At 57.1% G+C, this 26191-nt stretch carries 26 protein-coding genes; 25 read left to right on the top strand and 1 reads right to left on the bottom strand.

Annotation, left to right across the window (positions count from 1 at the left end; genetic code table 11):
- Window positions 1–16: 16 nt before the first annotated feature.
- The 14 genes from NZD89_RS17595 to pheA all read left to right on the top strand — a co-directional run bounded on the left by NZD89_RS17595 (window position 17) and on the right by pheA (window position 12554).
- Window positions 17–2005 (top strand): chemotaxis protein CheA, encoded by a 1989-nt coding sequence (locus NZD89_RS17595; protein WP_268004089.1) that lies wholly within the window; start codon window positions 17–19, stop codon window positions 2003–2005.
- A gap of 15 nt (window positions 2006–2020) precedes the next feature.
- Window positions 2021–2494, top strand: a complete 474-nt coding sequence (locus NZD89_RS17590) for a chemotaxis protein CheW (protein WP_268004088.1) — start codon at window positions 2021–2023, stop codon at window positions 2492–2494.
- A complete protein-coding gene (locus NZD89_RS17585; RefSeq protein ID WP_268004087.1) occupies window positions 2491–3111 on the top strand; it encodes a chemotaxis protein CheC in 621 nt (206 codons plus the stop codon). The genes NZD89_RS17590 and NZD89_RS17585 overlap by 4 nt, the downstream gene beginning before the upstream one ends.
- Entirely contained in the window at window positions 3104–3592 is a 489-nt protein-coding gene (locus tag NZD89_RS17580; RefSeq protein WP_268004086.1) for a chemotaxis protein CheD, read from the top strand. The genes NZD89_RS17585 and NZD89_RS17580 overlap by 8 nt, the downstream gene beginning before the upstream one ends.
- Window positions 3593–3611: 19 nt before the next feature.
- Window positions 3612–4229, top strand: a complete 618-nt coding sequence (locus NZD89_RS17575) for a hypothetical protein (RefSeq protein ID WP_268004085.1) — start codon at window positions 3612–3614, stop codon at window positions 4227–4229.
- A gap of 171 nt (window positions 4230–4400) precedes the next feature.
- Window positions 4401–5099 (top strand): 30S ribosomal protein S2, encoded by a 699-nt coding sequence (gene rpsB / locus NZD89_RS17570; protein ID WP_268004084.1) that lies wholly within the window; start codon window positions 4401–4403, stop codon window positions 5097–5099.
- A 97-nt stretch (window positions 5100–5196) separates the two neighbouring features.
- On the top strand, window positions 5197–5850 hold the full coding sequence (gene tsf / locus NZD89_RS17565; RefSeq protein WP_268004083.1) for a translation elongation factor Ts: 654 nt from the start codon (window positions 5197–5199) through the stop codon (window positions 5848–5850).
- An 83-nt stretch (window positions 5851–5933) separates the two neighbouring features.
- A complete protein-coding gene (gene pyrH, locus NZD89_RS17560) occupies window positions 5934–6674 on the top strand; it encodes a UMP kinase (protein ID WP_268004082.1) in 741 nt (246 codons plus the stop codon).
- Complete coding sequence (gene frr, locus NZD89_RS17555) at window positions 6667–7224, top strand: ribosome recycling factor (protein WP_268004081.1); 558 nt, start codon at window positions 6667–6669, stop codon at window positions 7222–7224. Before pyrH ends, frr begins: the two co-directional genes overlap by 8 nt.
- A gap of 22 nt (window positions 7225–7246) precedes the next feature.
- Window positions 7247–8020 carry an undecaprenyl pyrophosphate synthase gene (gene uppS, locus NZD89_RS17550; RefSeq protein ID WP_268004080.1) on the top strand — a complete coding sequence of 258 codons (774 nt, stop codon included), beginning with the start codon at window positions 7247–7249 and terminating at the stop codon, window positions 8018–8020.
- Window positions 8021–8027: 7 nt separating this feature from the next.
- Window positions 8028–8825 carry a phosphatidate cytidylyltransferase gene (locus NZD89_RS17545; RefSeq protein ID WP_268004079.1) on the top strand — a complete coding sequence of 266 codons (798 nt, stop codon included), beginning with the start codon at window positions 8028–8030 and terminating at the stop codon, window positions 8823–8825.
- Window positions 8826–8880: 55 nt separating this feature from the next.
- Window positions 8881–10035 carry a 1-deoxy-D-xylulose-5-phosphate reductoisomerase gene (locus NZD89_RS17540; RefSeq protein WP_268004078.1) on the top strand — a complete coding sequence of 385 codons (1155 nt, stop codon included), beginning with the start codon at window positions 8881–8883 and terminating at the stop codon, window positions 10033–10035.
- An 80-nt stretch (window positions 10036–10115) separates the two neighbouring features.
- Window positions 10116–11390 carry an RIP metalloprotease RseP gene (gene rseP / locus NZD89_RS17535; RefSeq protein ID WP_268004077.1) on the top strand — a complete coding sequence of 425 codons (1275 nt, stop codon included), beginning with the start codon at window positions 10116–10118 and terminating at the stop codon, window positions 11388–11390.
- A 222-nt stretch (window positions 11391–11612) separates the two neighbouring features.
- Window positions 11613–12554: a prephenate dehydratase gene (gene pheA / locus NZD89_RS17530; protein WP_268004076.1), complete on the top strand. Its 942-nt coding sequence runs from the start codon at window positions 11613–11615 to the stop codon at window positions 12552–12554.
- A 188-nt stretch (window positions 12555–12742) separates the two neighbouring features.
- Here the strand turns inward: pheA and typA are convergent, their stop codons facing one another.
- Entirely contained in the window at window positions 12743–14575 is a 1833-nt protein-coding gene (typA, locus tag NZD89_RS17525; RefSeq protein ID WP_268004075.1) for a translational GTPase TypA, read from the bottom strand.
- Window positions 14576–14833: 258 nt separating this feature from the next.
- On the opposite strand from typA, the gene rimP reads away from it, so the two are divergent.
- The 11 genes from rimP (at window position 14834) to pnp (ending at window position 26190) form a co-directional block, all read left to right on the top strand.
- On the top strand, window positions 14834–15307 hold the full coding sequence (rimP, locus tag NZD89_RS17520; protein ID WP_268004074.1) for a ribosome maturation factor RimP: 474 nt from the start codon (window positions 14834–14836) through the stop codon (window positions 15305–15307).
- A 123-nt stretch (window positions 15308–15430) separates the two neighbouring features.
- Window positions 15431–16552 carry a transcription termination factor NusA gene (gene nusA / locus NZD89_RS17515; protein ID WP_268004073.1) on the top strand — a complete coding sequence of 374 codons (1122 nt, stop codon included), beginning with the start codon at window positions 15431–15433 and terminating at the stop codon, window positions 16550–16552.
- A gap of 43 nt (window positions 16553–16595) precedes the next feature.
- Complete coding sequence (gene rnpM / locus NZD89_RS17510) at window positions 16596–16877, top strand: RNase P modulator RnpM (RefSeq protein WP_268004072.1); 282 nt, start codon at window positions 16596–16598, stop codon at window positions 16875–16877.
- Window positions 16874–17227, top strand: a complete 354-nt coding sequence (locus NZD89_RS17505) for a L7Ae/L30e/S12e/Gadd45 family ribosomal protein (RefSeq protein ID WP_268004071.1) — start codon at window positions 16874–16876, stop codon at window positions 17225–17227. The genes rnpM and NZD89_RS17505 overlap by 4 nt, the downstream gene beginning before the upstream one ends.
- 19 nt (window positions 17228–17246) lie before the next feature.
- On the top strand, window positions 17247–20132 hold the full coding sequence (infB, locus tag NZD89_RS17500) for a translation initiation factor IF-2 (RefSeq protein WP_326492947.1): 2886 nt from the start codon (window positions 17247–17249) through the stop codon (window positions 20130–20132).
- A gap of 100 nt (window positions 20133–20232) precedes the next feature.
- The gene (gene rbfA, locus NZD89_RS17495; protein WP_268004069.1) at window positions 20233–20598 is read left to right on the top strand and encodes a 30S ribosome-binding factor RbfA; all 366 of its coding nucleotides are present in this window, start codon (window positions 20233–20235) and stop codon (window positions 20596–20598) included.
- A 14-nt stretch (window positions 20599–20612) separates the two neighbouring features.
- Window positions 20613–21620 (top strand): DHH family phosphoesterase, encoded by a 1008-nt coding sequence (locus NZD89_RS17490; protein WP_268004068.1) that lies wholly within the window; start codon window positions 20613–20615, stop codon window positions 21618–21620.
- Window positions 21617–22537, top strand: a complete 921-nt coding sequence (gene truB / locus NZD89_RS17485; RefSeq protein ID WP_268004067.1) for a tRNA pseudouridine(55) synthase TruB — start codon at window positions 21617–21619, stop codon at window positions 22535–22537. Before NZD89_RS17490 ends, truB begins: the two co-directional genes overlap by 4 nt.
- A gap of 2 nt (window positions 22538–22539) precedes the next feature.
- Entirely contained in the window at window positions 22540–23490 is a 951-nt protein-coding gene (locus NZD89_RS17480; RefSeq protein ID WP_268004066.1) for a bifunctional riboflavin kinase/FAD synthetase, read from the top strand.
- Window positions 23491–23641: 151 nt separating this feature from the next.
- Window positions 23642–23908, top strand: coding sequence for a 30S ribosomal protein S15 (gene rpsO, locus NZD89_RS17475; protein WP_268004065.1), 267 nt, complete (start codon window positions 23642–23644; stop codon window positions 23906–23908).
- Between the two features lie 167 nt (window positions 23909–24075).
- The gene (gene pnp, locus NZD89_RS17470; protein ID WP_268004064.1) at window positions 24076–26190 is read left to right on the top strand and encodes a polyribonucleotide nucleotidyltransferase; all 2115 of its coding nucleotides are present in this window, start codon (window positions 24076–24078) and stop codon (window positions 26188–26190) included.
- Window position 26191: the final 1 nt, after the last annotated feature.

The following is a 26191-nucleotide window of genomic DNA, read 5'->3' as shown; positions in this document are numbered from 1 at the left end:
CCTGGAGGATGAAGACGTGGACACGGCTCAATATCTTGACGCTTTCCTAGCAGAAACGGAAGAAAATCTAAACATTTTAAACGAACTGTGCCTGGTGCTCGAGTCGCAGGGCGCTGACGATGATACGTTTGCCGCCATGTTTCGTGCTGCGCATACCTTAAAGGGCATGAGCGCCACGATGGGATTTCAAAAGATGGCCGATTTGACACACCACATGGAGGATGCGCTCGGATTCTTTCGGCAGAATCCACAGCGGTTTGACAACTCGGTCATCGACGTGCTGTTTCAAGCGATTGACGGATTGACGGCGCATGTCGAAGCCGTTCGCGCGGGTCTTGGTGAGGACGCCATCAACCACGGGGACATTCTCGCCGCACTGGCTCAGGCGCTGTCGAACGACACACCTTCGCAGAATCCCGCCACGTCTGTGGGTCAGTTCGCAGAGGATGCGCTGTCCATGCTGCAGTCCCTCGAACAACAGGGCCATGAAGTAGCTGTCGTCGCCGTTACATTAGAATCTGAATGCGTGATGAAAGGTGTCCGCATGGTGATGGTGATGCGGGCGATGGAACAGTTTGCGGATTGTGTCGCCACAGCTCCTGACGTCTCGGTTTTGGAGGAGGGCGCATTTGAAGGGGCGGCGCAATTTGCCGTGGTTATACATAGCGGGTCACGAGACCAACTTCGTACCGCGGCGGCGGAGATCGCTGAGGTGGAACGGGTGGACATCCTGCTGCTCGGCGAGCTTGCACAGACAAGCCGCGTCGCAGAAAAGCCGCCTCTGCGGGAGGCGGATGCACCAGTTCCGTCCGCAGAGGTCTCGCAGGCGAAGCAGGCGGCGCCAAAGGTGCGGGAGCAGACGCTGCGCGTTCCGGTTGGGCGCATCGACGAGTTTATGAACGTGTTGAGCGAATTGGTCATCGCAAAGACGCGGCTGGAACTACTGGCCCGTTCGTACGACGACCAGAGCCTGCACGACGTCAGCGAACAGATTGCTCGACTGTCGGACTCGCTTCAGGACGGCGTGATGAGTATGCGCATGATGCCAGTAGAGTCCCTGTTCCAACGCTTCCCGCGGATGATGCGCGACTTGCAAAAGTCGCTGGATCGCGAGTTCGACTTTGAAATGACGGGGCTCGAGACTGAGATGGACCGCACGGTGATGGATGAGATGGGCGAAGCGCTGGTGCACCTATTGCGCAACGCGGCGGACCACGGCTTGGAATCCCCGGACGAGCGGGTGCGCCGAGGCAAGCCTCGGAGGGGCACGATTCGCCTGGCCGCCTACGCGTCCGGCGGTCACGTCTACCTGGAAGTAGGGGATGACGGGCGCGGCATCGACCGAGAAAAGGTCCTTGCCTCGGCCGTTAAAAAGGGCATTGTCGATCCCGCCAAAGCATCCACGCTATCCGATGCTCAAGTTTACGACTTGCTGTTTGCGTCTGGGTTCAGCACCGCCGCTGCGGTGTCGGATATCTCTGGTCGTGGCGTCGGACTCGACGCCGTGCGCGGCAAGGTCGAGTCGCTCGGTGGAACCATCAGGATTGAGTCGGTCAAAGGCGAGGGGAGTACGTTCCTCATCGAATTGCCACTGACCCTCACGATTCTGCAGGCGATGCTCGTCAAGGTCGGGGACGAACTATTTGCACTGCCGACCAGCAACATTGAAGAGGTCGCTCGACTCACAGCTGCGGATATCCAATTCGTGCACGAGCGTCCGGTGCTGAATTTCCGCGAGAAAGTCGTCCCGATTGTCGATTTGGGAGAGTACTTTTTCTCTTCGAAGACCAGTGGTGAAGAAACGCGGCAAACCGTCATCTGCCGTGAAGGAAAACGCTATTTGGCGTTGACGGTCGACGATGTCATCGACGAGCTCGAAGTGGTCAATAAACCTTTAGGCAAATATTTAGAGTCGGCCAAAATGTTTTCCGGCGCAACCATCCTTGGCGATGGCCACGTGGCCCTGATTGTCGATTTACATCAATTCTTTCAGATAGGTGCCTGAGAAGGAGCGGTATGAATGGCGGAATTACAGTGTGTGACGATGAAGATTGGCGAGGAGTTGTACGGTGCGAAGGTCGAACAGGTTCTGTCCGTGGAACGGATGCTCGACATTTCTCCGGTGCCTCGTACGCTTAGCTACATCAAGGGTGTGGCAAATCTGCGGGGAACCGTGACGCCGGTAATCGACTTGCGGGAACGAGTAGGGCTGTCCGCGCCAAGCGTCGCCGCAGAGGAGAGTCGGCGCATCGTTGTGGTGGAGGTCGACGACATAACGGTTGGCCTTATCGTCGACGCGGTGGAGGATGTCGTAGCGCTCGAAGATTCGGCCATCGAGCCCGCGCCAGCGGTCGTCGGGGGTCTTCAAGCGGTTTATCTGGAAGGGGTCGCCCGCCTCGGAGAGCGGCTTCTCGTCGTGCTCAACTTGGAGCGCATTCTGTCTGACGTGGAGGTTGCGCAACTGCACGAGGTCGAGAAGCAGGTTCGCGGATGAGCGGGATGGAACTGGACGATCTCACCGCAGACGCCCTCAGAGAATTTGGCAATATCGGTGCAGGACACGCGGCGACGGCGTTGTCCGTCCTCCTTCAGGGCCGCGTGATGATGTCGGTCACCGACGCGAGGCTTTGTCCCTTTCGCGACATCGTCGATGTCGTCGGGGGGCCTGAGCGGTTGGTGGCGGCGGTGTTCATCCGCATCAGTGGAGAGATCTCTGGGAATATGTTCGTTCTATTTTCCCTCGCGAGTGTCGACCGTCTGTTAGACCGATTGATTGAGCCGATAGACTCGCGCGAGGACTACAGCGACTTGGACTTGTCGGCCGTGGCGGAAGTGGGCAATATTCTGACGGGCGCGTACGTCACGGCCATCAGCGATCTGTGTAACATTCAGCTCAATCAATCTGTACCGTCTGTCGCCGTTGACATGGCCGCGGCGATTCTCGATATCGGATTGATGATGACTGGCTACGACGAGAACGAGGCCATTCTCATCAGTACGTCGCTTGCGCACGGACAGCACTCCATCGACGGACATTTCTTCATGTTGCCGGACGTGGATGGAACACGAACGCTCCTGCGGGTATTGCGAAGGGCGCCTGACCATGGCTGACACGCTGCAGCAAGTGCGCATTGGCATCGCAGAGGGGGCCGTGATTCGCCGCGCGGGCCAAATTGTGACCGCAGGACTTGGCTCCTGCGTCGGTTTAGTACTGTACGACGACAAGGTGGACGTCGCCGGCATGGTTCACATCATGTTGCCAAACGCTCCGAAGCCGAATCCGATGCATCCCCAAAAGTATGCGGATACCGCGATTCCGTGGCTGTATGAGGCGTTGTTGCGCGAGGGAGCACGCCCTTTGCACCTACAGGCGAAGATGGCCGGGGGAGCGCAAATGTTTCGGAACCTAACTACGGAGGCGTTGCGAATTGGCGATCGGAACGTCCACGTGACCACCGAGCTTCTGCACGACTTACAAATTCCGGTGGTTACAGAAGACGTGGGCGGTCACTATGGTAGAACTGTTCGTTTCGACCTGCCCACGCGCGTGTTCTCCATCCGTACGGCGCGTGGTGAGGAGCGGCAAATCTAGTGATAGGTGGAAAGTCGGCATGACCACACTGATCCTAGCCATCGTTTGCGTCATCTTGATATTTGTGTTGTACGTGGTGTCAGGTGGGTGGAAAAAATACGGTGGTTTCCTTGGACTGTTCAAGTGGCTTAGGGCTGGGGCACAACTCGGCCCGGTCCAGGCGAATCCTCGGGTTGCACATGCGAGCGGGCAATCGGGTCCGTCAAGCGACGAAGCCATCCAAGTGCTCAAGGAATTGTATACGGAGTTTGACGAGCGGACGCGGGCCCTCGAGTGTCGGTTGGAGCAACTGGAGCAGTCCGTTCAGGCGTTAGAGGTGCGCGTACAGTCGCGGCCATTGGATACCGTCGCGCCATCCGCAGTCGACCAAGCCGCCAGACTGCGCGCCCACTCGGACGCCCTGGAGCAAATGCCGCTGCCATCGGCCGCTGACATAGACGAGCGGCAGCCGCGTCCAACCCCGGGTGAGGGCGTCAGTCCCTCCGATGAGCTGTACTTTGTAATTCTCGACATGCTTGAGGCGGGGAGCTCCGACGACGACATCGCACGTGCGTTATCCGTTCCTGTCTCGGAAGTGGCCTACGTGCGGCAAATCATGTCGGGGCCGGAGACGAAGGCGAATGGCTCGACAAACTAATTTATAGCGTTTATTGCCTGTTTGTACTCGGTATGCTATATTAATGTGCGGTGTAACGGCCCACCTCTGGTGGAGCTCACACGAGCGACGACAATTTGCCTGGTGCCTCGTCTTCGAGGTTGGTGAATTGAATGAGTTGTTCGGAGGCCAAACTTAAAGGAGGAAACACTTGTGGCAATTATCTCGATGAAGCAATTGCTTGAAGCTGGTGTACACTTTGGACACCAAACGCGCCGTTGGAACCCGAAGATGGCACGCTACATCTTTACGGAACGGAACGGTATTTACATCATTGACTTGCAAAAGACGGTTCGCAAAGTGGAGGAAGCGTACAACTTTGTTCGCGAACTCGCAGCTGCTGGCGAAACGATTCTCTTTGTAGGAACCAAGAAGCAGGCTCAGGAAGCGGTTCGCGAAGAGGCTGAGCGCTCTGGCATGTTCTTCGTCAATCAACGTTGGTTGGGTGGCACGTTGACCAACTTCAATACGATTCAAAAGCGAATTCGTCGTCTGCAACAGTTGGAACGCATGCAGGAAGACGGCACGTTTGACGTCCTTCCGAAGAAGGAAGTCATCCTCCTCAAGAAGGAAATGGAACGCCTTGAAAAGTTCCTCGGCGGCATCAAAGGGATGACCAAGATGCCTGGCGCGATGTTCGTCATCGACCCTCGCAAGGAACGGATTGCAGTTGCAGAGGCGCACAAGCTTGGAATTCCTATCGTGGCCATCGTCGACACGAACTGTGACCCAGACGAGATTGACTACGTGATTCCGGGCAACGATGACGCTATCCGCGCTGTGCGTCTGCTGACGGGCAAAATGGCCGATGCTGTTCTCGAAGGCACGCAAGGCGAAGAAACCACTGCGTAAATTGTGACGGGGAGGTGACGGGTGCGTTTAGCTCTCGTCACCTTTTTTGTGTAAATGTGATGCGCCCGTGCGTACATAACATAAGGAGGAAAAACAAATGGCAGAAGTAACGGCAGCAATGGTCAAAGAGTTGCGCGAGAAGACTGGCGCCGGCATGATGGACTGCAAAAAGGCGTTGACCGAGGCGGAGGGAGACCTCGAACGCGCTACGGAGGTACTGCGTGAGCGCGGGCTTGCGTCCGCTGCGAAAAAGGCAGGCCGCGTGGCTGCAGAAGGCTTGGTGGAATCCTACATTCACGCAGGTGGCCGCATCGGCGTGCTCGTCGAAGTCAACTGCGAGACGGACTTCGTGGCCAAGAATGAAGACTTCCGCACCTTTGTGAAGGACGTTGCAATGCATATCGCCGCGGCGAATCCGCAGTACGTTCGCCGTGAAGAAGTGCCACAGGACATCGTCGAGAAGGAACGTGAAATCCTTCGCGTTCAGACGCTGAACGAAGGAAAGCCAGAAAAGATCGTCGAGAAGATCGTCGAAGGCCGGATTGACAAGTTCTTTAAGGACATCTGTTTGATGGAACAACAATTTGTCAAAGATCCAGACAAGACCATCGACACGTTGCTGCGTGAAAAGATCGCGACGATTGGAGAAAATATCTCCATTCGCCGGTTTGCGCGTTACGTCGTCGGTGAAGGTATTGAGAAGAACGAAGCGAACTTCGTTGACGAAGTGATGGCACAAGTTCGCAAGTAATTTGAAATAACAACGACGAGGGAACACGCTTGTGTTCCCTCCTCTAGCGTTTACACTACGATTGGGGAGACGGAGGGACGGCCTTGACGACACCGACACCGAAATATCATCGTGTGATTTTGAAACTCAGCGGAGAAGCATTGGCAGGAGAAGCGGGGTACGGGATAGATCCGGTCACCATTGATGACATCGCCCGTCAGATCCAGGAGATCGCCGTATTGAATATCCAGGTCGCCGTGGTTGTTGGCGCTGGCAACATTTGGCGGGGGATTTCTGGGAGTGCGCGCGGGATGGATCGGGCGACAGCAGATTATATGGGAATGTTGGCAACCGTGCTGAACGCACTGGCTCTTCAGGATGCTCTAGAGAAAATCGGTGTTGATACCCGGGTGCAGACATCCGTCGAAATGTCGCAGGTTGCAGAGCCTTATATCCGCCGCCGTGCGATTCGCCATTTGGAGAAGGGTCGCGTGGTGATCTTTGCCGGGGGGACCGGAAATCCGTTCTTCTCGACCGACACGACGGCGGCACTGCGCGCGGCCGAGATCGAGGCGGAAGTCATCCTAATGGCGAAAAATGGAGTCGACGGCGTGTACAATGCAGATCCGCAGAAAGACCCGTCGGCCACGAAATATGATGAGATAGGGTTCATGCAAGTGCTCAATGAGGGACTTGGCGTGATGGACTCGACGGCCGCCTCCCTCTGCATGGACAACAACATTCCTCTGCTCGTGTTTGCACTGGGTGAGGAAGGGAATATTCGCCGCGCTGTGATGGGCGAAACGATTGGTACCATTGTCGGAAAGGGTGTTTCCAATGAGTGAAGCAGTCATTCAGAACGTGCAGGAGCGTATGGATAAGGCGTTCCAGAACCTGCGTCGAGAATTTGCGTCTGTACGGGCAGGACGCGCGACGCCAGCGATGCTCGACAAGGTGATGGTCGATTACTACGGTTCGCAAATGCCTGTAAATCAGGTGGGGAGCGTCACCTCTCCAGAACCGCGCCAACTGGTCATCTCGCCCTGGGAGAAGTCGATGCTCGGGGAAATTGAGAAGGCGATTCAGAAATCTGACCTTGGCCTCAACCCATCCAACGACGGCAGTGTCATTCGCCTGATCATCCCGGCCTTGACGGAAGAGCGCCGTCAAGAGTTGGTCAAACAAGTTCGCAAGCTCGCAGAGGAGGCGCGGGTATCCGTTCGCAACATCCGCCGCGATGGCAACGATGAGTTGAAAAAGGCGGAAAAGAGCGGTGACATCACAGAGGACGAAGCGCGCCGCCTGATGGACAGAATTCAACAGGTAACAGATAAATCCATTGCGCAGATTGACAGTTTGTTGGAAGATAAGGAGAAAGACGTTACACAGGTTTAAGGACATTTCTGGACGGAGGAGGATGCGAGACTTGTTTAAAGGTTGGGGACGTGGACAACGAGCCAGTGCAACAACAGTCGAGCATCCACCGCTCAAAGTCAAACCTCGTCACGTCGGAATTATCATGGACGGCAACGGCAGGTGGGCCCGAAGGCGCGGCCTGCCGAGAATGGCCGGACACCGAGCGGGAATGCTAGCGATGCGCGAAGTCATTCGCGCATGCGACGACTTTGGCATTGAGTGCGTTACTTTATATGCTTTCTCTACTGAAAACTGGAAACGGCCGATGCTTGAAGTGGAGTACTTGATGCATCTGCCGGAACAGTTTTTTCGGACGGAAATCGACGAGTTGGTGAGTCGGGGCGTTCGTGTTCGGTTTATGGGTGACACATCTGTACTTCCTCCATATACGCAGGAAACAGTACGCAATTCGCTCGAACGGACGGCGGAGAACACGGGGATGATCGTCAACTTCGCCCTGAATTACGGTGGTCGGGCTGAATTGATGTCGGCCATGTCCCGGTTCGCCTCGGCGGTCGCCGAAGGCGATCTCTGCGTCGAAGATTTGACTGAGGAGCGTTTCGAGAGCTATCTCGATACCGCGGGGCTGCCGCCGTTAGACCTCGTCATTCGGACCAGCGGTGAGATTCGTCTGAGCAACTTTCTCATCTGGCAGGCTGCATATGCAGAGTTGTGGTTTACCGACGTGTTGTGGCCGGATTTTGGCAAGGACGACTTATATCAAGCAATCCTCGATTTCGGTGGCCGCAAACGTCGATATGGAGATGTAGAGTAGGTGTCGCATGCTTAAGACACGCGTAATTACAGCAACCATCGCGGGGCTCGTGGTGTTGGCGGTCTTGGTTCTCGGTAGCCCCATCGCCTGGCGGGTTCTGGTGTGGCTGTGCACGGTCGCGGGCGTCGTCGAATTCGCCACAATGCATCGGGCTAAATGGTATGGTCCTGTAACGGTTTATGGGGTGCTGCTCGCCAGTGTGATCGAGTGGTTCCCGCGTTTTTTTTATCAGCCATTTGTGCTCTTTGTGTTGGTCGGAATCATACTCGCCGTACCTGTGTTTAGCCGGAATCGCGTTCAGGTTCAATCGATGGCACTTCAAACCATCGGCGCCCTGTACATCGCGGTGGGCGGATACGCAATGGGTCAACTGAGGGCCATGCCAGCGGGGTGGTTCTGGCTCTGGTTGTTCCTTGTGGCCGTATGGATGACGGATACTGCCGCGTACTTTGTCGGAAGATTCGTCCAAGGTCCGAAACTACTGCCGGAAATCAGTCCGAAGAAGACCATCAGCGGGTCCCTCGGCGGGGTTGTCGGCGGTGCCATCGGCGCTGTGGTATTTGGATCCATCGCTCATCCTACATACGATATCTGGGTTTATGCGGTACTCGGTGCCGTGATTTCTGTATTTGGTCAATTAGGCGATTTAATCGAAAGCGCGTATAAACGGGCGGCTGGCGTCAAAGACTCAGGGAAGTTGCTTCCAGGGCATGGAGGCATGCTCGACCGGGTCGACAGTCTGTTGTTCGCCTCGCCTTTTGCGTTTTGGATCATCGTGCACGGGGCCCATACGTGGTTTCAATGAACAACGCCATCAAACCACACAGTTTCTCAACCAAAACGTGAGGTGAACATCACACATGCAAACCGTAGCGGTACTTGGTTCGACCGGGGCAATTGGCACGCGTACCCTTGAGGTGGTTGCCGCCCTCTCTGACGAAGTGCGTGCAAGTGTGCTTGTCGCCGGTCGAAATATGTCGCTTTTCGCCGAACAAGTCAAACGATTTCAACCTGACTTAGTCGGCGTGGCCGACGAGGAGGCGCGCGAACACTTGCTCCTGCTGCTCGGCGGCGCCCCTCGACCTGAGGTCCTCGTCGGGGACGACGGGTTGGCGGCGTGTGCTCGGTACCAGACGGACGTGGTGGTCAATGCCGTGATGGGCGCGCGCGGAATTCGTCCGGCGTTGGAGGCCGTTCGTCGTGGGGCGCGGCTGGCACTTGCCAACAAAGAGTGCCTGGTGGCGGCAGGTACGTTTATTATGGCGACAGCGAGAGAGTCCGGGGCCGAGGTCATTCCTGTCGACAGCGAACACTGTGCGCTGTTTCAGTGTATGCTGGCAGGAGGTCACGCCGAGGTGGAGCAGTGGATTCTAACGGCGTCAGGGGGGCCATTTCGCGCGCTCTCGAAGGGCGATTTGGAGCACGTGACGGTCGAGGACGCCCTGCGGCACCCAAATTGGTCGATGGGCCGCAAGATCACGGTCGACAGCGCCACGCTGATGAATAAGGGCCTCGAAGTGATTGAAGCGCATCATTTGTTCAATGCACCATATGATAAGATCAAGGTGCTCGTACATCCAGAGAGCATCATCCACTCGATGGTGGAATACGTCGATGGCTCTGTGATGGCACAACTGGCGACCCACGACATGCGTTTGCCAATTCAGTATGCATTGACATATCCACAGCGTGTGAATCTCCCATGGCCGAAACTCGATTTTGCACAATACAATCAGTTGTCGTTTACAGAGCCTGACACGGAGCGCTTCCCAAGTCTGCGCTTGGCCATCTCGGCTGGACGAGCCGGCGGGCTTGCGCCCTGCGTACTGAACGCGGCGAACGAAATTGCGGTGGAGGCATTTTTGCAAGGGAGCATCACGTTTGTTCAGATTCCGGCGGTCGTCGAGCGCACGCTCGATTCGGTGGCGGCAGGCTCTGCGCAAACAGTGGATGAGGTCTTGGCAATGGATCGGCAAGCGCGTGAACACGCACGGCGGATCGCTTCCCGTCTATAAACGATGTTGAACGTGAGGCGGCGTGTGCACAGAGTACCTTTACCTTGTCGGACACCACGTGAGGAGAGGCGGATGTACAGTTGCCTATCATTTCGCATTTAGAGTTCTATGTGAGGGCGGCCATCGCCATCGTTTGTGTATTTTTGGTCTGCGTGACGCTGCATGAATTCGGCCACTTTTACGTCGCCAAGAAGAGTGGTGTGGCCGTTCCCATCTTCAGCATCGGGTTTGGACCGAAACTCGTCAAGTGGAATCGCGGCGAGACAGAGTATTCCATCCGGTTGTTGCCCTTGGGTGGATTCGTGCAGATGGCCGGCGAGGCACCGCAAGAGACGTGGTTTCCTGTGGGGCAAGAAGTCGCTTACGAATTAGACGACGAGTTGCGAATCGTTCGGCTCGGGGATCCGAAAGACCTAAAGCGTGGCTACGTCGGTACGGTGCGTCGCGTGGACCTGACCGATGCGATGGAAATGGCCATCGACACGGCAGAGGGAATCCGCACATTTCCTGTCAAGCCCTACGCGCGCGTAATGTTAAACGCTCGTTCCTCCATTCCCATCGTCGAGAAACACGAACAGATGCTGGGTAAGCCGCTGTGGAAACGGGCAGCTGTCATTCTTGCCGGTCCCGTGATGAACTTCTTGCTGGCCGGGGTCCTGTTTGCCATCGTCAACATGCATACGGGTATCCCGACCACCACGATAGGCGAAGTCGAGCCACATACGCCAGCTTACGCCGCGGGGTTACAGGTCGGGGACAAGATCGTCCAGATCAACAATCGCGCCATCCGCAGTTGGGACGATTTGAGGTCGAGTATTCAGGCGGATTTGATATCCGGTGGAGCGAAGCCGAAACCTCTACGACTGCTCGTGTCGCGCGACGGTCAAACACGGCCCGTCACGGTGACGCCCGAGATCGAAAAAAATGGAGAGGCGCTCATCGGCATCGAGTCGACGATGTCCTATAATCCACTTCGAACCGTGCCAGCCGGTTTTTCCGAAATGGTGCGGGATACGGGTCTGACGGTGCAGGCGTACGGTCAGTTGGTGTGGCACCATCAGTTTTCGTCCTTGTCAGGGCCTGTCGGCATCGCCGACGTCATCAGCCAGCAGGCGCGGCTGGGTTTTTGGAACGTCGTCATGATCGCTGGCGTCTTGAGTCTGAACCTTGGGATGTTCAACCTCATCCCGATTCCCGCGTTGGACGGGGGGCGCCTGTTGTTCATGATCATCGAACTGGTGAGAGGTCGCAAGGTCGACCCGCAAAAAGAGGGATTCGTCCACTTCGTCGGGTTTGCCATCTTGATGCTGTTCGCGGTAGTGATCACGTACCGCGATGTCACGCATCTGTTTTAAACGGCGAGGTCTCACGAGGTGCCGGCCGGTGGCACCCGTGGCTTAAACGCATATCCTTTGCAAACGTCCGTCTGCGGATTCTTGGTGCACTGTTCTGCGCCCGGGTCCGCGGTGGGCGTTTTTTCTGTGGCGAATCCCTGAATCCGCGTCGAATCTTGTATAATCGAGGCAAACGCGCGATTGCCAGTCGATGACTGCGATCCCTGACCGGAGGAATGACTTGTGAAATTGTACTACCTTGGTCCAGAAGGCACACACAGTCACGATGCGGCCGTTCAACTTCGTGACGCGTTGCTCGCACAGGCTGATTTGATTCCGTGTACGACCATCCCTCTGGTCATCGAGCAGACCTCTTCGGTCCAAGCTGAGAATGCGCTCTGCTGCGTGCCCATCGAAAACAGCATTCAAGGTTCGGTGGCGCAGACGTGGGACACGTTGATGAAGTCTGCCTGCCGTGCGAGCGATGGGGGAGACGGTGAACCGATTTCCATTCTGGCTGCATTCACCGTGCCGATTCACCACTACGCCATTCATCGCAAGGGTATCTCCTACAAGGACGTTCAACAGGTCTATTCCCATCCCCAGGCGCTCGCTCAGTGCCAGCAGCATATCGCGTCACTGTTTCCAAAGGCAGTTCCTGTGGCGTTGACGAGTACGGCGGAGGCGGTGAGGCAGATGGCAGAAGGAGGCGGCACGGGCTCGCAGCACGATGCGGCCGTCGCCATCGCAGGCCGAAATGCTGCGGCGCGCTATGGGCTGGAGCGCTCGTCGTCGCCGATTGAGGACCAAGCTGGCAACGAGACTCGCTTTGCGCTGGTTGGCACACCAGGGGGTCTGTCCCCATGCGTTGGTACACCACAGGGCTGGCGCCTGTCTGAGCGCATGGTCTCCTTGTGCCTCCATGGAGTTACACACAGTCCAGGGGGCCTCGTGGGGGCGCTTCTACCGTTTGCAGAAGCCGATTTAAATCTCGGGCGGGTCGAATCGCGCCCAGTTGGGGATCGATTAGGAAATTATGTGTTCTACTTGGATGTGTCCTTTGACGCGAGTGCGTCCCCGTCGGAGATGGGCTCCTGTCTGGCTCCAGTGACGCGCCAACTGGCCTCGTCCGGGATCGACGTCGTCGCGCTCGGGAGCTATCCGGTGTACCAAGTCGAGTCGTAGGCAGACAAGGGAGCACTTCAAAAAGAGTCACGAAATGTTCGAAATGGTTGGCGACGGTGGAGGCGGGCCGATGTGCCGCCAAAGGTTGCCCCGCTGTCCGAGAGCGCTAGTAGAGAACGCGAAAAAGCACGTGCCGACATGGCTGCGTGCTTTTTTGCGTATTTGAGCCAGACAGTCGCTCGGTTCGCTCAGTCCTGGCGTTTTTTCTTCTGCGCTTTTTCGCGTTCGCTCTTGTTCAAGATCCGCTTGCGCAAGCGGATGGCGTGCGGGGTGATCTCGCACAGTTCGTCGTCCTCGATATAGGTCATCGACTCCTCGAGCGACAGCGTGCGAGCAGCCTTTAGGCGGACCGTCTCGTCCTTGGTGGCAGAGCGGACGTTCGATTGGTGTTTCGCCTTGGTGACGTTTACGGTGAGGTCGTTTTCGCGCGTGTGCTCACCGACGATCATCCCCTCGTACACCGGGGTGCCTGGGGTGACGAACATTGTTCCTCGATCCTCCAGGTTGCCAAGGCTGTAAGCGGTCGCGTCGCCCGCATCCATCGAGACGAGGACGCCCTGGCGGCGAGTCGTGACCGCGCCGCGCCACTCCCCGTACTGGTGGAAGCGGTGGTGCATCGTCCCATAGCCCTTGGTCATGGTGAGGAACTCCGTCCGAAATCCGATGAGGCCCCGCGTTGGCACGTGGAACACCAGCCTCGTCATGTCGCCTTGGTCGCTCGGCTGCAGGTTGACCATCTCGCCCTTGCGGTAGCCGAGGGCTTCGATGATGGAGCCAACCGCATCGGACGGGACGTCTGCCACAAATTCCTCAATCGGTTCGAGCTTGCGGCCGTTTTCTTCCTTCAGGATGACGTGCGGCTTGGAAACGGCGAGTTCGTAGCCTTCGCGGCGCATCGTCTCGATGAGGATGGAGAGGTGGAGTTCCCCGCGGCTGGCCACCAGGAACACGTCGGCGTCGTCCGTCTCCTGAACGCGCAGACTCACGTCCGACTCGAGCTCCTGGAAGAGTCGTTCGCGGAGTTTGCGCGAGGTGACGTGCGTGCCATCCTGTCCGGCAAACGGACTGTCGTTGACGCGGAACGTCATCTCCAGCGTCGGTTCGTCGATGCGCAACAGCGGCAGTGCCTCAGGCACGTTCACGTCGCTGACCGTCTCGCCGACCATGATGTCTGGGATGCCAGCAACTGCGACGATGTCGCCGGCTGTGGCGCTCTCGACTTCGATCCGGCGCAGACCTTGGTGCGCAAACAGCTTCACGACGCGCTTCTGGACGACGTTTCCATCCCGCTGGATCACGGCGACGTTCTCGCCTTGGCGAAGCACACCGCGAGCGATGCGGCCAATGCCGATGCGCCCCAAGTAGTCGTTGTAGTCGAGCATCGTCACCTGCCATTGGAGGGGACCTGTGGGATCGACGTCCGGCTCCGGGATGTGTTCGATGATGGATTCGAAGAGCGGCTCCATGTCTTCGCCTGGGACGTCGAGATCGGTCGTCGCGGTTCCCTGGAGGGCCGACGTGTAGACGACGGGAAACTCGAGTTGCTCTTCGTTGGCGCCGAGATCGATGAGAAGGTCGATGACCTCGTCCACGACCTCGAGTGGGCGGGCGTTCGGCCGGTCCATCTTGTTGACGACGACGACCGGGACGAGACCGGCGCCGAGGGCCTTCTCGAGCACAAACCGGGTTTGCGGCATGACTCCTTCGAAGGCGTCGACGACGAGCAGCACGCCGTCGACCATCTTGACGATGCGTTCGACTTCGCCGCTGAAATCGGCGTGACCCGGCGTGTCGACTAGGTTGATGCGGTAATCTTTATAGGGAATCGATGTTGTTTTGGCGAGAATGGTAATGCCGCGCTCGCGCTCCAGGTCGTTGGAATCCATGGCCCGCTCGTTGACCTGCTCGTTGTCGCGGAAGAGTCCGGACTGGCGGAGCAATTGGTCGACGAGGCTGGTTTTGCCGTGGTCGACGTGGGCGACAATGGCGACATTGCGCATCCGGGTAATCTCGGTATGCATAAGATCCTCCTTCTTTTCGGGGCACTCCCACACGGTTTACCATGTGTGCTTACATGTAGAGTGCCGCTAAAACGATAGCACGAAGCAAATAAGTTGACAATCAAAGGAGTATTTGCAGGCGTTTTCTGTCGATGATATAATATTGACGTTAGGCTTCGTATACCGTGTACGGACAAGAGTGGGGCAATTTCCCACTCTTTGATTTATGCTTGGCACTTTTCGGCGTACGGGTGACGAAAGCACCAAGGAGGATGACGTGTGCCAAAAGAACGTGTGACTGACATTGTGGAGCGATTGGTGACGCCAATTGCAGAAGCACAACACGTTGAGCTAGTTGATGTGGAATATAAAAAGGAAGGTGCCAACTGGTATCTCCGCGTCTTCATCGACAAACCGGAAGGTGTGGACATCGACGACTGCAGCCGGGTCAGCGAACAACTGTCTGAACAGCTTGATATCGTGGATCCGATTCCGAACGCGTACTTCCTCGAAGTGTCGTCCCCGGGCGCTGAGCGTCCGTTGAAAAAGCCGGCGGATTTTGTGCGTGCGGTTGGCGAATACGTACACATTTCGTTGTACGAACCTCTGGACGGACAGAAGGCGTTCGAGGGGATTTTGCGCAACTACGAGGAGTCGGAGTTGATGCTCGAAGTTCGCGTCAAGACGCGGTCGAAAGAGGTCACCATCCCGACTGAAAAGATTGCTCAGGCCAGGCTCGCCGTGCAACTCTAAGCGGTCGCGAGGCGCTCGCATTCGACTAGGTGTGCAGCTCGGCTGGCGGTTTGATACAGGCGCCGAATTTTTGGCTGGTGTGTACCTCATCAAAAAGGTGCGGAAAGGGGGAGATTCCCTTCCATGAACGTTGACTTTTTAGAGGCGCTGGAACAACTGGCGCGGGAAAAAGGGATCGATAAGGAAGTACTCCTAGAAGCGATTGAAGCTGCTCTCATCTCTGGTTATAAACGAAACTTTAACTCCGCTGCGAATGTACGCGTGGACATCCATCGCGACAGCGGCGAAGTCCGCGTGTTCGCGCGCAAAAACGTGGTCGAAGAACCGAGTGATACGCGGTTGGAAATTTCTTTGGACGCGGCGCGGGACATGAACCCGAACTACCAGGTTGGGGACGTCGTCGAGATCGAAGTGACGCCGCGAGACTTCGGGCGCATCGCCGCACAGACCGCAAAGCAAGTGGTGACGCAGCGGATTCGCGAGGCTGAGCGCACGGTCATCTACGGGAAGTTCGTCGACCGCGAGGAAGAAGTGGTCACGGGCATCGTAGCCAGAATTGACCCGCGCGTCGCGTACGTGGACCTCGGCGAAACGGAAGCGATTCTTCCGCATTCGGAGCAGATGCCGACGGACAAATTGCAGATGGGCGACCGCATCAAGGTGTTCATCTCACGCGTGGAGCGCACGACGAAGGGGCCGCAAATCGTGGTCTCCCGCAGTCACCCAGGGCTTTTAAAGCGCCTGTTCGAACTCGAGGTGCCAGAGATTTACGACGGCGTGGTCGAGATCAAAGCCGTCTCTCGAGAAGCGGGCTACCGCTCGAAGATTGCGGTTCATTCGCGCAATCCAGAGGTCGATCCCATCGGCGCCTGCGTCGGCACGCGGGGCGTGCGGGTTCAGTCGGTCGTCACGGAGCTGGGTGGCGAAAAGGTCGACATCGTCGAGTGGAGTGAAGATCCCGGTACATTCGTCGCCAACGCCTTGTCCCCGGCGAAGGTGATGGAAGTGCAAATCGACGAAGAGGAGAAGGTGGCACGCACGATTGTGCCGGACTACCAGCTGTCTCTCGCGATTGGCAAGGAAGGCCAAAACGCTCGCTTGGCGGCGCGCCTGACGGGGTGGAAGATCGACATCAAGAGCGAGACGCAGGCGTCTGAAACGGGTCTGTTTAGCGAACTGGACAACGCGTCCGACGACGATGACGACTTCGGGAAGCTGTCGGACGATTGGCTGACAGAGCCCTGATTTTTGACATCTGTCCGCTGCGGCGGTGAAGGGAGGGCAAACCATGGCGACGGTTCGGAAAGTGCCTTTGCGCAAGTGCGTCGGCTGTCAGGAGATGAAGCCAAAGCGCGAGCTCATTCGCGTTGTTCATACCCCGGAGGACGAAGTCCTGATCGATTTGACGGGGAAGAAGAACGGCCGCGGCGCCTACCTGTGCCCGAGTGAATCGTGCTTGGCGATGGCGCAGAAGCGCAAATCCCTGGAGCGCGCGCTCAAGACGAATATTCCTGACGTCGTGTACGCCCAACTATCCCAGCAGTTGCAAAAAGCGGTGAATCCATCGTGAGTGTAGGGCTCGTGGACAAAGTCTTTGGACTCATCGGCCTCGCGCGGCGCGCTGGCGCCGTCGTCGACGGACAGGAGCGAATTCTCGCGGCCATCGCCTCGGCTCAGGCCAAACTGGTCGTCGTGACGGAAGATGCGGGTGCCAACGGCCGCAAAAAGTTGCATGACAAGGCGAACACGTACGGAGTTCCCTGTGTCACTTTTGCGAACAAGGTGCAACTGGGTCGGGCGATTGGTCGGGACGCAGCGGCTGCCATCGCGGTGAGTGACGCTGGGTTTGCGGCGAAGTTGCTGGAACGATTCGGGGAACTAAACGGGGGTGGAGCGTTTGACGAAAGTTCGAGTGTATGAATATGCCAAACGGTTGAACATGTCGAGCAAGGAGATCTTGACGATATTGACCCGCTTGGATATTCCTGTCGCCAATCACATGAGTGTCATGGATGAAGCGACCATCGGTAAGGTAGAAAACTTTTTTTCGGATGTTAAGAAACGCGCGGCTGAGCGGCATGCGCATGAGGTGGAAAAAGAATTGCGCGAGCGACAGCAGCGACGACAGGATACGATGAAGACAGAGGACAACGCAGACAATCAGATGACAAACGCAACGGATAACAGCCAGGGTGCTGGCGTGGGCCGTGATCGGGTAATGGCCGACCAAACGGGTCAGACCGCGAGACCGACGAGTCGAGAGGGTGACCGCCAGGGCAATGTGCGCCGCGACGACGGGCAATACCGCCCGCGCAGCAATGACGCAAATACTGGTGGTGGGCGGTCTTCTTACGGGGATCAACGTCGAAATGACGACACGCGTACGGGTGCCGGACGAGCTCAAGGTGGTGACCGTCCGAACCAGTACAACGGTCAAGGACGCCCTCGGCAGGACCAAGGCAACTTCTCGTCTCGTGGGCCCCGCGATGTAGGCGGTCGCGACAATCGTCCCGGTTATTCCAGCGGCGGTACGGGGGGGAACCCACGTTACGGCCAAGGTGGCGGCGGCAACCGTCCAGCAGGTGCAGGTGGACCGAGCCGCGACGGGAACCGCGGTGGATTTGGCGGCAACCGACCAGCGGGAGCGGGTGGACCGAACCGCGACGGCAACCGTGGTGGATTTGGCGGCGGCGGTGGCCGACCAGGTGGACCGGGTCGCGACGGGAACCGCGGTGGATTTGGCGGCGGCGGTGGCCGACCGGGTGGACCGGGCCGCGACGGCAATCGTGGTGGATTTGGCGGCGGCGGTGGCCGACCGGGTGGACCGGGCCGCGACGGGAACCGCGGTGGATTTGGCGGCGGCGGTGGCCGACCGGGCGGAGCAGGCCGGCCCGCAGCAGGCGGCGTGGCTGCACAACAAAAGCCGGCGGCGCCAGGGAGCTTGCGCAAGGATAAGGATAAGGATAAGGATAAGGGCCGCGATCGCGATGCTTTCGCACGGCACGAGGAATTTAACGAGCAGAAACTGCAGCGCTCCAAGCGTCGCGGCGGTGGCCGTCAGGCACCTGCGTTGCCGACTGAGGTGACGGTCGAAGGCGCAATGTCGGTTGGCGATTTCGCGAAGCTGTTGCAGCGGGAACCTGCTGATCTGATCAAGAAGCTGTTGATGCTCGGCATTATGGCGACCATCAATCAGGAGATAGACACCGACGCGATGGAACTCATCGCGGGTGAATACGGCGTGACGCTGACGGTCGTTGAGCCTGTCGACGAGGAAGCGCTCGACATGTTGATCGAAGAAGAGGATGCCGAATCGTTGAAACCTCGTCCGCCGGTCGTGACTATCATGGGCCACGTCGATCACGGTAAGACGACGTTGCTCGACGCCATCCGCGAGAGTAAGGTCACCACGACGGAATCGGGCGGTATCACGCAGCACATCGGTGCGTATCAGGTCGAGGTTAACGGCCGTCCTATCACATTTTTGGATACACCTGGCCACGAAGCGTTCACGACGATGCGCGCGCGTGGGGCACAGGTGACCGATTTGACCATTCTCGTGGTCGCGGCTGACGACGGTGTCATGCCGCAGACGGTCGAGGCTATCAACCACGCCAAAGCGGCAAACGTGCCGATTATCGTGGCGGTCAACAAGATGGATAAGCCGGATGCGAACCCGGATAGGGTACAACAAGAGCTGACGCAGTACGGCTTGATTTCTGAGTCCTGGGGTGGCGATACGATTTTTGCCCCCATCTCCGCGCTCAAGCGAGAGGGTCTCGACGAATTGCTCGAGATGGTTCTTTTGGTCGCAGATGTGCAGGAGTTGAAGGCGAATCCGGCGGGCCGTCCGCGCGGTACGGTCATCGAGGCGAAGTTGGATAAGGGCCGTGGCTCCGTTGCCACTGTTCTCGTGCAGAACGGAACCTTGAAGGTGGGCGACATCGTCGTCGCAGGTACGACCTACGGTCGCGTTCGCGCGATGGTGAACGACCTGGGTCGCCGTATGAAACAGGCTGGACCGTCCACACCTGTGGAGATTCAGGGCCTCGGTGGTGTGCCGAGCGCAGGCGATCAATTCGTCGTCTACGACGACGAACGCAGCGCGCGCCACCTGGTCGACAAGCGTACGAACCGCGAGAAACAGGAACAGATGCAAACGACGTCAAAAGTGACGCTGGATGACCTCTATCGTCAAATCCAAGAGGGCAAAGTGGCGGAACTGAACGTCATCGTGAAGGCTGACGTGCAGGGCTCCGTAGAAGCGCTCGTCCAGTCGATTGAAAAAATTGACGTCTCTGGTGTGCGGGTGAAGGTCATTCACCGTGGCGCCGGTGCGATTACAGAGTCTGACGTATCGCTCGCTTCCGCTTCGAACGCCATTGTCATCGGCTTCCATGTCCGTCCGGATGCCAACGCGACGCGGATGGCGGAGGCGGAAAAGGTCGACATTCGCCTGTATCGCGTCATTTACAACGTCATCAGCGAGCTCGAATCGGCGATGAAGGGAATGCTCGAACCCGAGTACAAGGAAGTGGTACTGGGTCATGCCGAAGTGCGAGACACCTTTACGATTTCGAGAATTGGTACGGTCGCGGGTTGTTACGTTACAGACGGTAAATTGTCCCGCGATGCGGAAGCTCGTCTGATTCGTGACGGAATTGTCGTGTACGAGGGCAAACTGGACTCGTTGAAGCGATTCAAGGACGATGCACGCGAGGTGGCGACTGGGTTCGAGTGTGGTGTAACGCTTGAGAAATTCAACGACATCAAGAATGGTGACGTCATCGAAGCGTTCGTCATGGAAGCAGTCAAGCAAGTATAACAACTTGCGTCCAGTTGTATGGTTCGAAAAGGGTCAGCGTTTTGTGCGGTGGCCCTTTTCGGCAACCGTAGCGTACGTCGTTGTAACGGAGGGTGAATGTATGTCTCGTATACGCGTACAAAAAGTGTCCGAGCAGATGAAAAAGGAACTCGCCGATATCGTCCGTTCCAGTGTGAAGGACCCTCGTGTCGGTTTCGCCACCATCACGCGTGTCGAGGTATCTGGTGATCTCCAACACGCAAAGGTGTATGTAAGCGTCCTGGGCAGCGAGGACGAGCGATCGGCGACGATTTCTGCGCTGACCAAAGCTGCCGGGTTTATCCGCGGCGAAGTCGCCCGCAGATTACACATGCGCGTCGCCCCGGAACTGGCCTTTCGGCTGGATGACTCGGGGGAATACAGTGCCCGCATCGAACACGTGTTGAAGACGATTCGAACAGGTGATTCGCCGCTTACAGGCGAATAACAGGGGGCAATGGGATGACACAGTGGCTACCTGTCCCACGAGATGTAGAGGCCATCAAGCGCGTTTCTCATGCGCTTGATTCGGCGTCTTCGTGGCTTATCGTCACGCATGAGCGCCCGGACGGAGACGCGCTGGGAAGCGCACTCGCAATGGCGCACATCTTGACGGCACTCGGCAAGCAATGGACCTTTCTCGTAGCCGAACCGCTACCGGAAAGGTTTCAATTTTTGCCGATGTACCAGCGGATTCGCCGTATTTCGGAAGCGGATTACGGCTTATATCACGATGTCGTCGCCGTGGATTGCGCGGATGAGCAGAGATTTGAGGCGGTCTCGAAGGCTGTGGCCGCAAATGCGCGTGTCATCAACATTGACCACCATCAGACGAACCCGCGCTTCGGCGAGGCTTCCTGCGTCGATGCTGAGGCGGCTGCGACATGTGAACTCATTTATCACGTCGCGCTGGAACTCTCGGTTTCGATTGACGTCGATTTAGCGAAGTGTCTGTACACCGGAATTCTCACGGACACAGGCGGGTTCAGTTATCCGAATACCACCCGTGCCGTTCATCAAATTGCAGCGGAATTATTGGAATGCGGCGTCCAACCGTACGATATCGCTGAGCCCGCTTTGGAGGCGCGGACGAGATCGCAAATGACGCTGCTTCAACTCGCGCTTCGCGACATGTATATCTCGCATGACGGCCGTTATGCTTTCATCTCTGTGAATCGGAAGATGTTAGAGGAAGCGGGCGCGTCCGAGGACGACGTGGAGGGTTTGGTTGCCTTTGCGCGCTCGGTCGAAACCGTTGAAGTCGGCGTTCTGCTTCGCGAGCGGCCGGACGGCAAGGTGAAGGCGAGTCTCCGGTCCAAACGCCAAGTGGATGTGTCTGTAATCGCGCAGCAGTTTGGGGGCGGTGGTCATGCCCGCGCGGCGGGATGTGTGTTAGAGGGCCCTTTGACGATGGCGCGTCAGCGGATTGAAGCGGTTGTGTCGTCTGTGTTGGAGGCGATGAGTGTTTGAGTAGTGGAGGGGTTTTGCTCATCGACAAGCCCGTTGGCCCTACTTCGCACGATGTGGTGCAAAAAGTAAGGCGCAAGTTGGGCACGCGCAGAGTGGGTCACGCCGGGACACTAGATCCATTGGCGAGTGGCCTGCTCGTTCTGTGCGCGGATGATGCTACGCGGCTCTTGGAATACCTGGTTGCTTCCACGAAGGGGTACACGGGTGAGGTCGTGTTTGGGCTTGCGACGGATACGGATGACGCGGGCGGCAAGGTCATTGCGTCCGCGAGTGCAAGCCATCTCACGGATGCGCTGGTAGAGAGTGCTGTCGGCGCGTTGACAGGTGTTATAGAGCAGGTGGTTCCGGCGTATTCGGCGGTACATATCGACGGTAAGCGAGCGTATGATTTGGCCCGCAGAGGGGAAACGGTCGACATGCCGTCCAGAGAAGTACATATCCACGAGTTCGAAGTCGGTCCACTGCAGGTGGAGGGTGAGGTCGCGCGAGCGACATTCTCTGTCACCTGTTCGAAAGGGACGTACATTCGTGCGCTCTGTCGAGATTTAGGTGAAGGACTCGGCGTACCTGCTCATATGGCGAGCCTTCGCCGTGTGGCAGTGGGGCTGGCCAAACTCTCCGCCGCCGTGTCTCTGGAAGATTTTTTAGCGAGCGAACGCCCTGAGCAATTTTTCGTGTCGCCAATGTCCCTGCTATCGGAATACCCTTTTATTTCGGCTTCCACCGGCATATTGGAGCGGTTGTCGAAAGGACAGCGCATCCCCTTGCGGGAACTTGCGAAGCCCGAGCGTGACTTTGCGGTGCGCGAGACGGTGATGGTGACCGACGAGGGACGTTTAGCAGTCATCGCCGAGGTTGAGGAACTGCGCGGGACGCTCGTCTTGCAACCGAAGAAAGTGTTCTGGAAGAGGGGATAAGCTTGCAGTTGTACGAGGTCACCGGGCTGCCAGCAGTGAGCGATGTGCCGCAGGTACTCGCCATCGGAAAATTTGATGGTGTGCACATTGGGCATCAAGCGATTTTGGACGAGGCACGTCATTATCTTCAGCCTGGAACGCGATTCGCGGTCATGTGTTTTGAACCCCACCCAAGCTATGTGCTGACGGGGGATAAAACGTACTTGCGGTCGCTTACACCCAGCGTGGAAAAGGCGCGCATTCTACAGGATCACGGCGTCGACGCCCTCTATACCATTCACTTTAATGAGGCGTATGCTTCAACCGAAGCAGAGATGTTCGTCAAGACCCATCTCGCACGGCTCAACTTGGAGCGTATCGTCGTCGGCCAGGATTTTCGCTTTGGCCGCGGTGGAAAGGGTGACGTCGCCAAGCTTACGGCCTACGCGAGCGAGATTGGCATCGGCGTCAGCGTCGTCGGTGAAGTGGATCAGAACGGCATCAAGGTCAGCAGTTCTCACATTCGCAATCATCTCGGTGAAGGGCGTGTCGAAGCGGCGGAAGCGCTCTTGGGCCGCCCGTACTCGATAACCGGCACGGTCGTGCACGGCGACGCACGGGGAAGGTTAATCGGCTTTCCGACCGCAAATCTAGGCGACATCGACCAGTACGTCCTGCCGAAGACGGGCGTCTACGCCGTCAGTGTCGAGATTTCCAGGGCGGGTGTTCAAGAGCACTGGTTTGGCGTGTTAAACGCGGGTTTCCGACCGACGGTAGCGGGGCAAGATTATCGCTTGGAAGTCCATCTACTAGGGTTTAATGGAGATTTGTACGGGGAAAGCTGTAGAGTGTCATTTCTTCATCGCATTCGGGATGAAAGGAAGTTTTCTGGACTGGACGAGCTCAAAGCTCAAATCCAATCCGATTGCAGAACCGCACAGGACATGTTGGGATTGCCGGCAGGAACCGATTGACCTCTGGAAAGTGGACTAGCGTTGATTGGATTCTGTGTGTTATGCTATCATTCGTGTGTGAACGCACGAATGAACTGTTACGCGGATTTGGACGTGACCTCCCGACCACTTCTTCGTTACAGGGATTGAACAGATTTAGGAGGATAAAGACATGTTGAACAACGAATCGAAGCGCGTCATCGTTGAAAAGTACCAGGTTCACGAAACGGACACCGGGTCTCCGGAAGTTCAAATTGCAATCTTGTCGGAACGTATCTCTTATTTGACAGAGCACTTCCGCACCCACAAGAAGGATCACCATTCCCGTCGTGGTTTGTACAAAATGATTGGTCGTCGTAGAAACTTGCTGAACTACCTTCGCAAGAAGGACGTCAATCGCTATCGTGAATTGATTCAGTCCCTAGGACTGCGCAGGTAAGAAGAGCGGGCTTCGGCCCGCTTCTTTTGGATCACAACAGGTATTCCACCATACCCGTTACCACATTTGTGTCGAATCGGCCACTGGGGGTCGGGGTTATGGTATACATATGAGCATTTCGAATGATGATGCACCGCGTGTGAGGTGCAGGAGGTAGGAGTGACCGCATGGTAGTACGGCACGAATTTCAAGTTGGGGGACGACCATTCGTCTTAGAAACAGGCAAGTTGGCGAAGCAGGCCACGGCCGCGGTCAACGTGAGATATGGAGACACAGTAGTGCTCTGCACGGTGACGGCGTCAAAAGAGCCAAAGGATTTGGATTTCTTTCCGTTGACGGTGAATTACGAGGAGCGCTTGTACGCAGTAGGCAAGATTCCAGGAGGTTTTATCAAGCGTGAAGGACGGCCAAGTGAAAAGGCGATTTTGGCCTCTCGCCTGATTGACCGCCCGATTCGCCCCCTGTTCCCAGAAGGGTTTCGGAATGACGTGCAAGTGGTGGATATCGTGATGTCTGTCGATCAGGATTGCGCACCGGAAATCGCCGCGATGATTGGGACCTCGGCATCGCTGACGGCGTCTGACATCCCGTTCGACGGACCGATTGCAGGCGTCATCGTGGGGCTGGTCGACGGGGAGTTCATCTTGAACCCGACGATCGAGCAAGCTTCAAAGAGCGACATGCATCTCGTCTTGGCTGGTACGAAGGACGCCATCGTCATGGTCGAGGCTGGGGCAAACGAAGTTCCGGAAGACATTGTGCTCGAAGCGGTACTGTTTGGTCATAGAGCGATTCAAGAGATCTGCAAGGAAATCGAAGCGTTTGCTGAAAAAGTCGGGGCCACCAAGCGCGAAGTCGTGTTGCATCGCGTGGATGACGCTGTGAATGAAGCCGTTCGAGCCTATGCCACGGAACGCACGAAGACGGCTGTTCGAAATTCGGACAAGCTGGCGCGCGAGGCTGCGCTGTCAGAGCTGAATGAAGAAGTGCAGGCGCACTTTGCGGAACAGTTCCCGGAGATGCAGGACGCCATCGCCGAAATCCTGCACGACATTCTAAAAGAGGAAGTTCGCCGCGCAATTTTGAACGAGGGCATTCGCCCAGATGGCCGGAAGCTGACCGAAATCCGCCCGATTTCCTGTGAGGTCGGCGTGCTCCCGCGCACGCACGGTTCCGGTTTATTCACGCGCGGTCAAACTCAAGCGCTGTCCGTCTGTACCCTTGGTGCCATGGGCGACGAGCAAATGCTCGACGGATTGGAACTCGAGGCGTCCAACCGGTATATGCACCATTATAACTTCCCTCCGTTCAGCGTCGGGGAGGCTCGTCCACTTCGGGCGCCGAGCCGGCGGGACATCGGACACGGGGCGCTTGGAGAACGCGCTTTAGATCCGGTGATTCCGTCTCCGGAAGAGTTCCCTTACGCCATTCGGGTGGTCTCGGAGATTCTGGAGTCGAATGGTTCTACGTCGCAGGCGAGCATTTGTGGCAGTACGATGGCGTTGATGGATGCTGGTGTACCGATTAAGGCACCGGTCGCGGGCATTGCCATGGGGCTTGTGAAAGAACAAGACCAGGTTGCCATTTTGACGGACATCCAAGGTCTCGAGGACCACCTCGGCGACATGGACTTCAAAGTGGCAGGTACGGAAAAAGGCGTTACGGCCCTGCAGATGGATATTAAAATTAAGGGGATCGACCGCCAAATCCTCGAGCGGGCGCTTTCGCAAGCGCACGAAGGCCGGATGTTCATCTTGGGCAAGATGATGGAGGCTATTTCCATACCGCGTGAAGATCTATCGAAGTACGCACCGCGCGTGATCACTGTTCAGATAAATCCCGATAAGATCCGCGACGTGATTGGACCGGGTGGACGTGTGATCAACAAGATTATTGAAGAGACTGGCGTCAAAATCGACATCGAACAGGATGGTCGCGTCTTTATCCACAGCTCTGAAGTAGAGCGGGCCAATAAGGCGAAAGAGATGATTGGCAACATCGTTCGAGAAGTTGAAGTCGGTCATGTGTACGTCGGTAAAGTGACACGCGTCGAGAAGTACGGGGCGTTTGTCGAAGTCTTGCCGGGCAAGGAAGGACTCGTTCACATCTCGCAATTGGATGTCTCCCGCGTGGCGAAGGTGGAAGACATCTGTTCGGTCGGGGACGAAATTACGGTGAAAGTGACCGAGATCGACAATCAGGGTCGAATCAACTTGTCTCGCAAGGAAGTCCTGAAGGACAGCGCGGACAAGCCTACGGCACACCCGTCGACTCGCGAGTAGA

This window comes from Alicyclobacillus fastidiosus, from assembly GCF_026651875.1.
In the GTDB taxonomy this organism is placed as follows: domain Bacteria; phylum Bacillota; class Bacilli; order Alicyclobacillales; family Alicyclobacillaceae; genus Alicyclobacillus; species Alicyclobacillus fastidiosus.
This window is presented reverse-complemented; position numbering and strand designations above follow the sequence as displayed.

Coding starts and splice junctions, on each gene's coding strand:
- NZD89_RS17590 (WP_268004088.1), top strand. CDS start 2,021: ATGGCGGAATTACAGTGTGTGACGATGAAGATTGGCGAGGAGTTGTAC.
- NZD89_RS17585 (WP_268004087.1), top strand. CDS start 2,491: ATGAGCGGGATGGAACTGGACGATCTCACCGCAGACGCCCTCAGAGAA.
- NZD89_RS17580 (WP_268004086.1), top strand. CDS start 3,104: ATGGCTGACACGCTGCAGCAAGTGCGCATTGGCATCGCAGAGGGGGCC.
- NZD89_RS17575 (WP_268004085.1), top strand. CDS start 3,612: ATGACCACACTGATCCTAGCCATCGTTTGCGTCATCTTGATATTTGTG.
- tsf (WP_268004083.1), top strand. CDS start 5,197: ATGGCAGAAGTAACGGCAGCAATGGTCAAAGAGTTGCGCGAGAAGACT.
- frr (WP_268004081.1), top strand. CDS start 6,667: ATGAGTGAAGCAGTCATTCAGAACGTGCAGGAGCGTATGGATAAGGCG.
- uppS (WP_268004080.1), top strand. CDS start 7,247: ATGCGAGACTTGTTTAAAGGTTGGGGACGTGGACAACGAGCCAGTGCA.
- NZD89_RS17545 (WP_268004079.1), top strand. CDS start 8,028: ATGCTTAAGACACGCGTAATTACAGCAACCATCGCGGGGCTCGTGGTG.
- NZD89_RS17540 (WP_268004078.1), top strand. CDS start 8,881: ATGCAAACCGTAGCGGTACTTGGTTCGACCGGGGCAATTGGCACGCGT.
- typA (WP_268004075.1), bottom strand. CDS start 14,575: ATGCATACCGAGATTACCCGGATGCGCAATGTCGCCATTGTCGCCCAC.
- nusA (WP_268004073.1), top strand. CDS start 15,431: ATGAACGTTGACTTTTTAGAGGCGCTGGAACAACTGGCGCGGGAAAAA.
- rnpM (WP_268004072.1), top strand. CDS start 16,596: ATGGCGACGGTTCGGAAAGTGCCTTTGCGCAAGTGCGTCGGCTGTCAG.
- infB (WP_326492947.1), top strand. CDS start 17,247: ATGTCGAGCAAGGAGATCTTGACGATATTGACCCGCTTGGATATTCCT.
- rbfA (WP_268004069.1), top strand. CDS start 20,233: ATGTCTCGTATACGCGTACAAAAAGTGTCCGAGCAGATGAAAAAGGAA.
- NZD89_RS17490 (WP_268004068.1), top strand. CDS start 20,613: ATGACACAGTGGCTACCTGTCCCACGAGATGTAGAGGCCATCAAGCGC.
- rpsO (WP_268004065.1), top strand. CDS start 23,642: ATGTTGAACAACGAATCGAAGCGCGTCATCGTTGAAAAGTACCAGGTT.
- pnp (WP_268004064.1), top strand. CDS start 24,076: ATGGTAGTACGGCACGAATTTCAAGTTGGGGGACGACCATTCGTCTTA.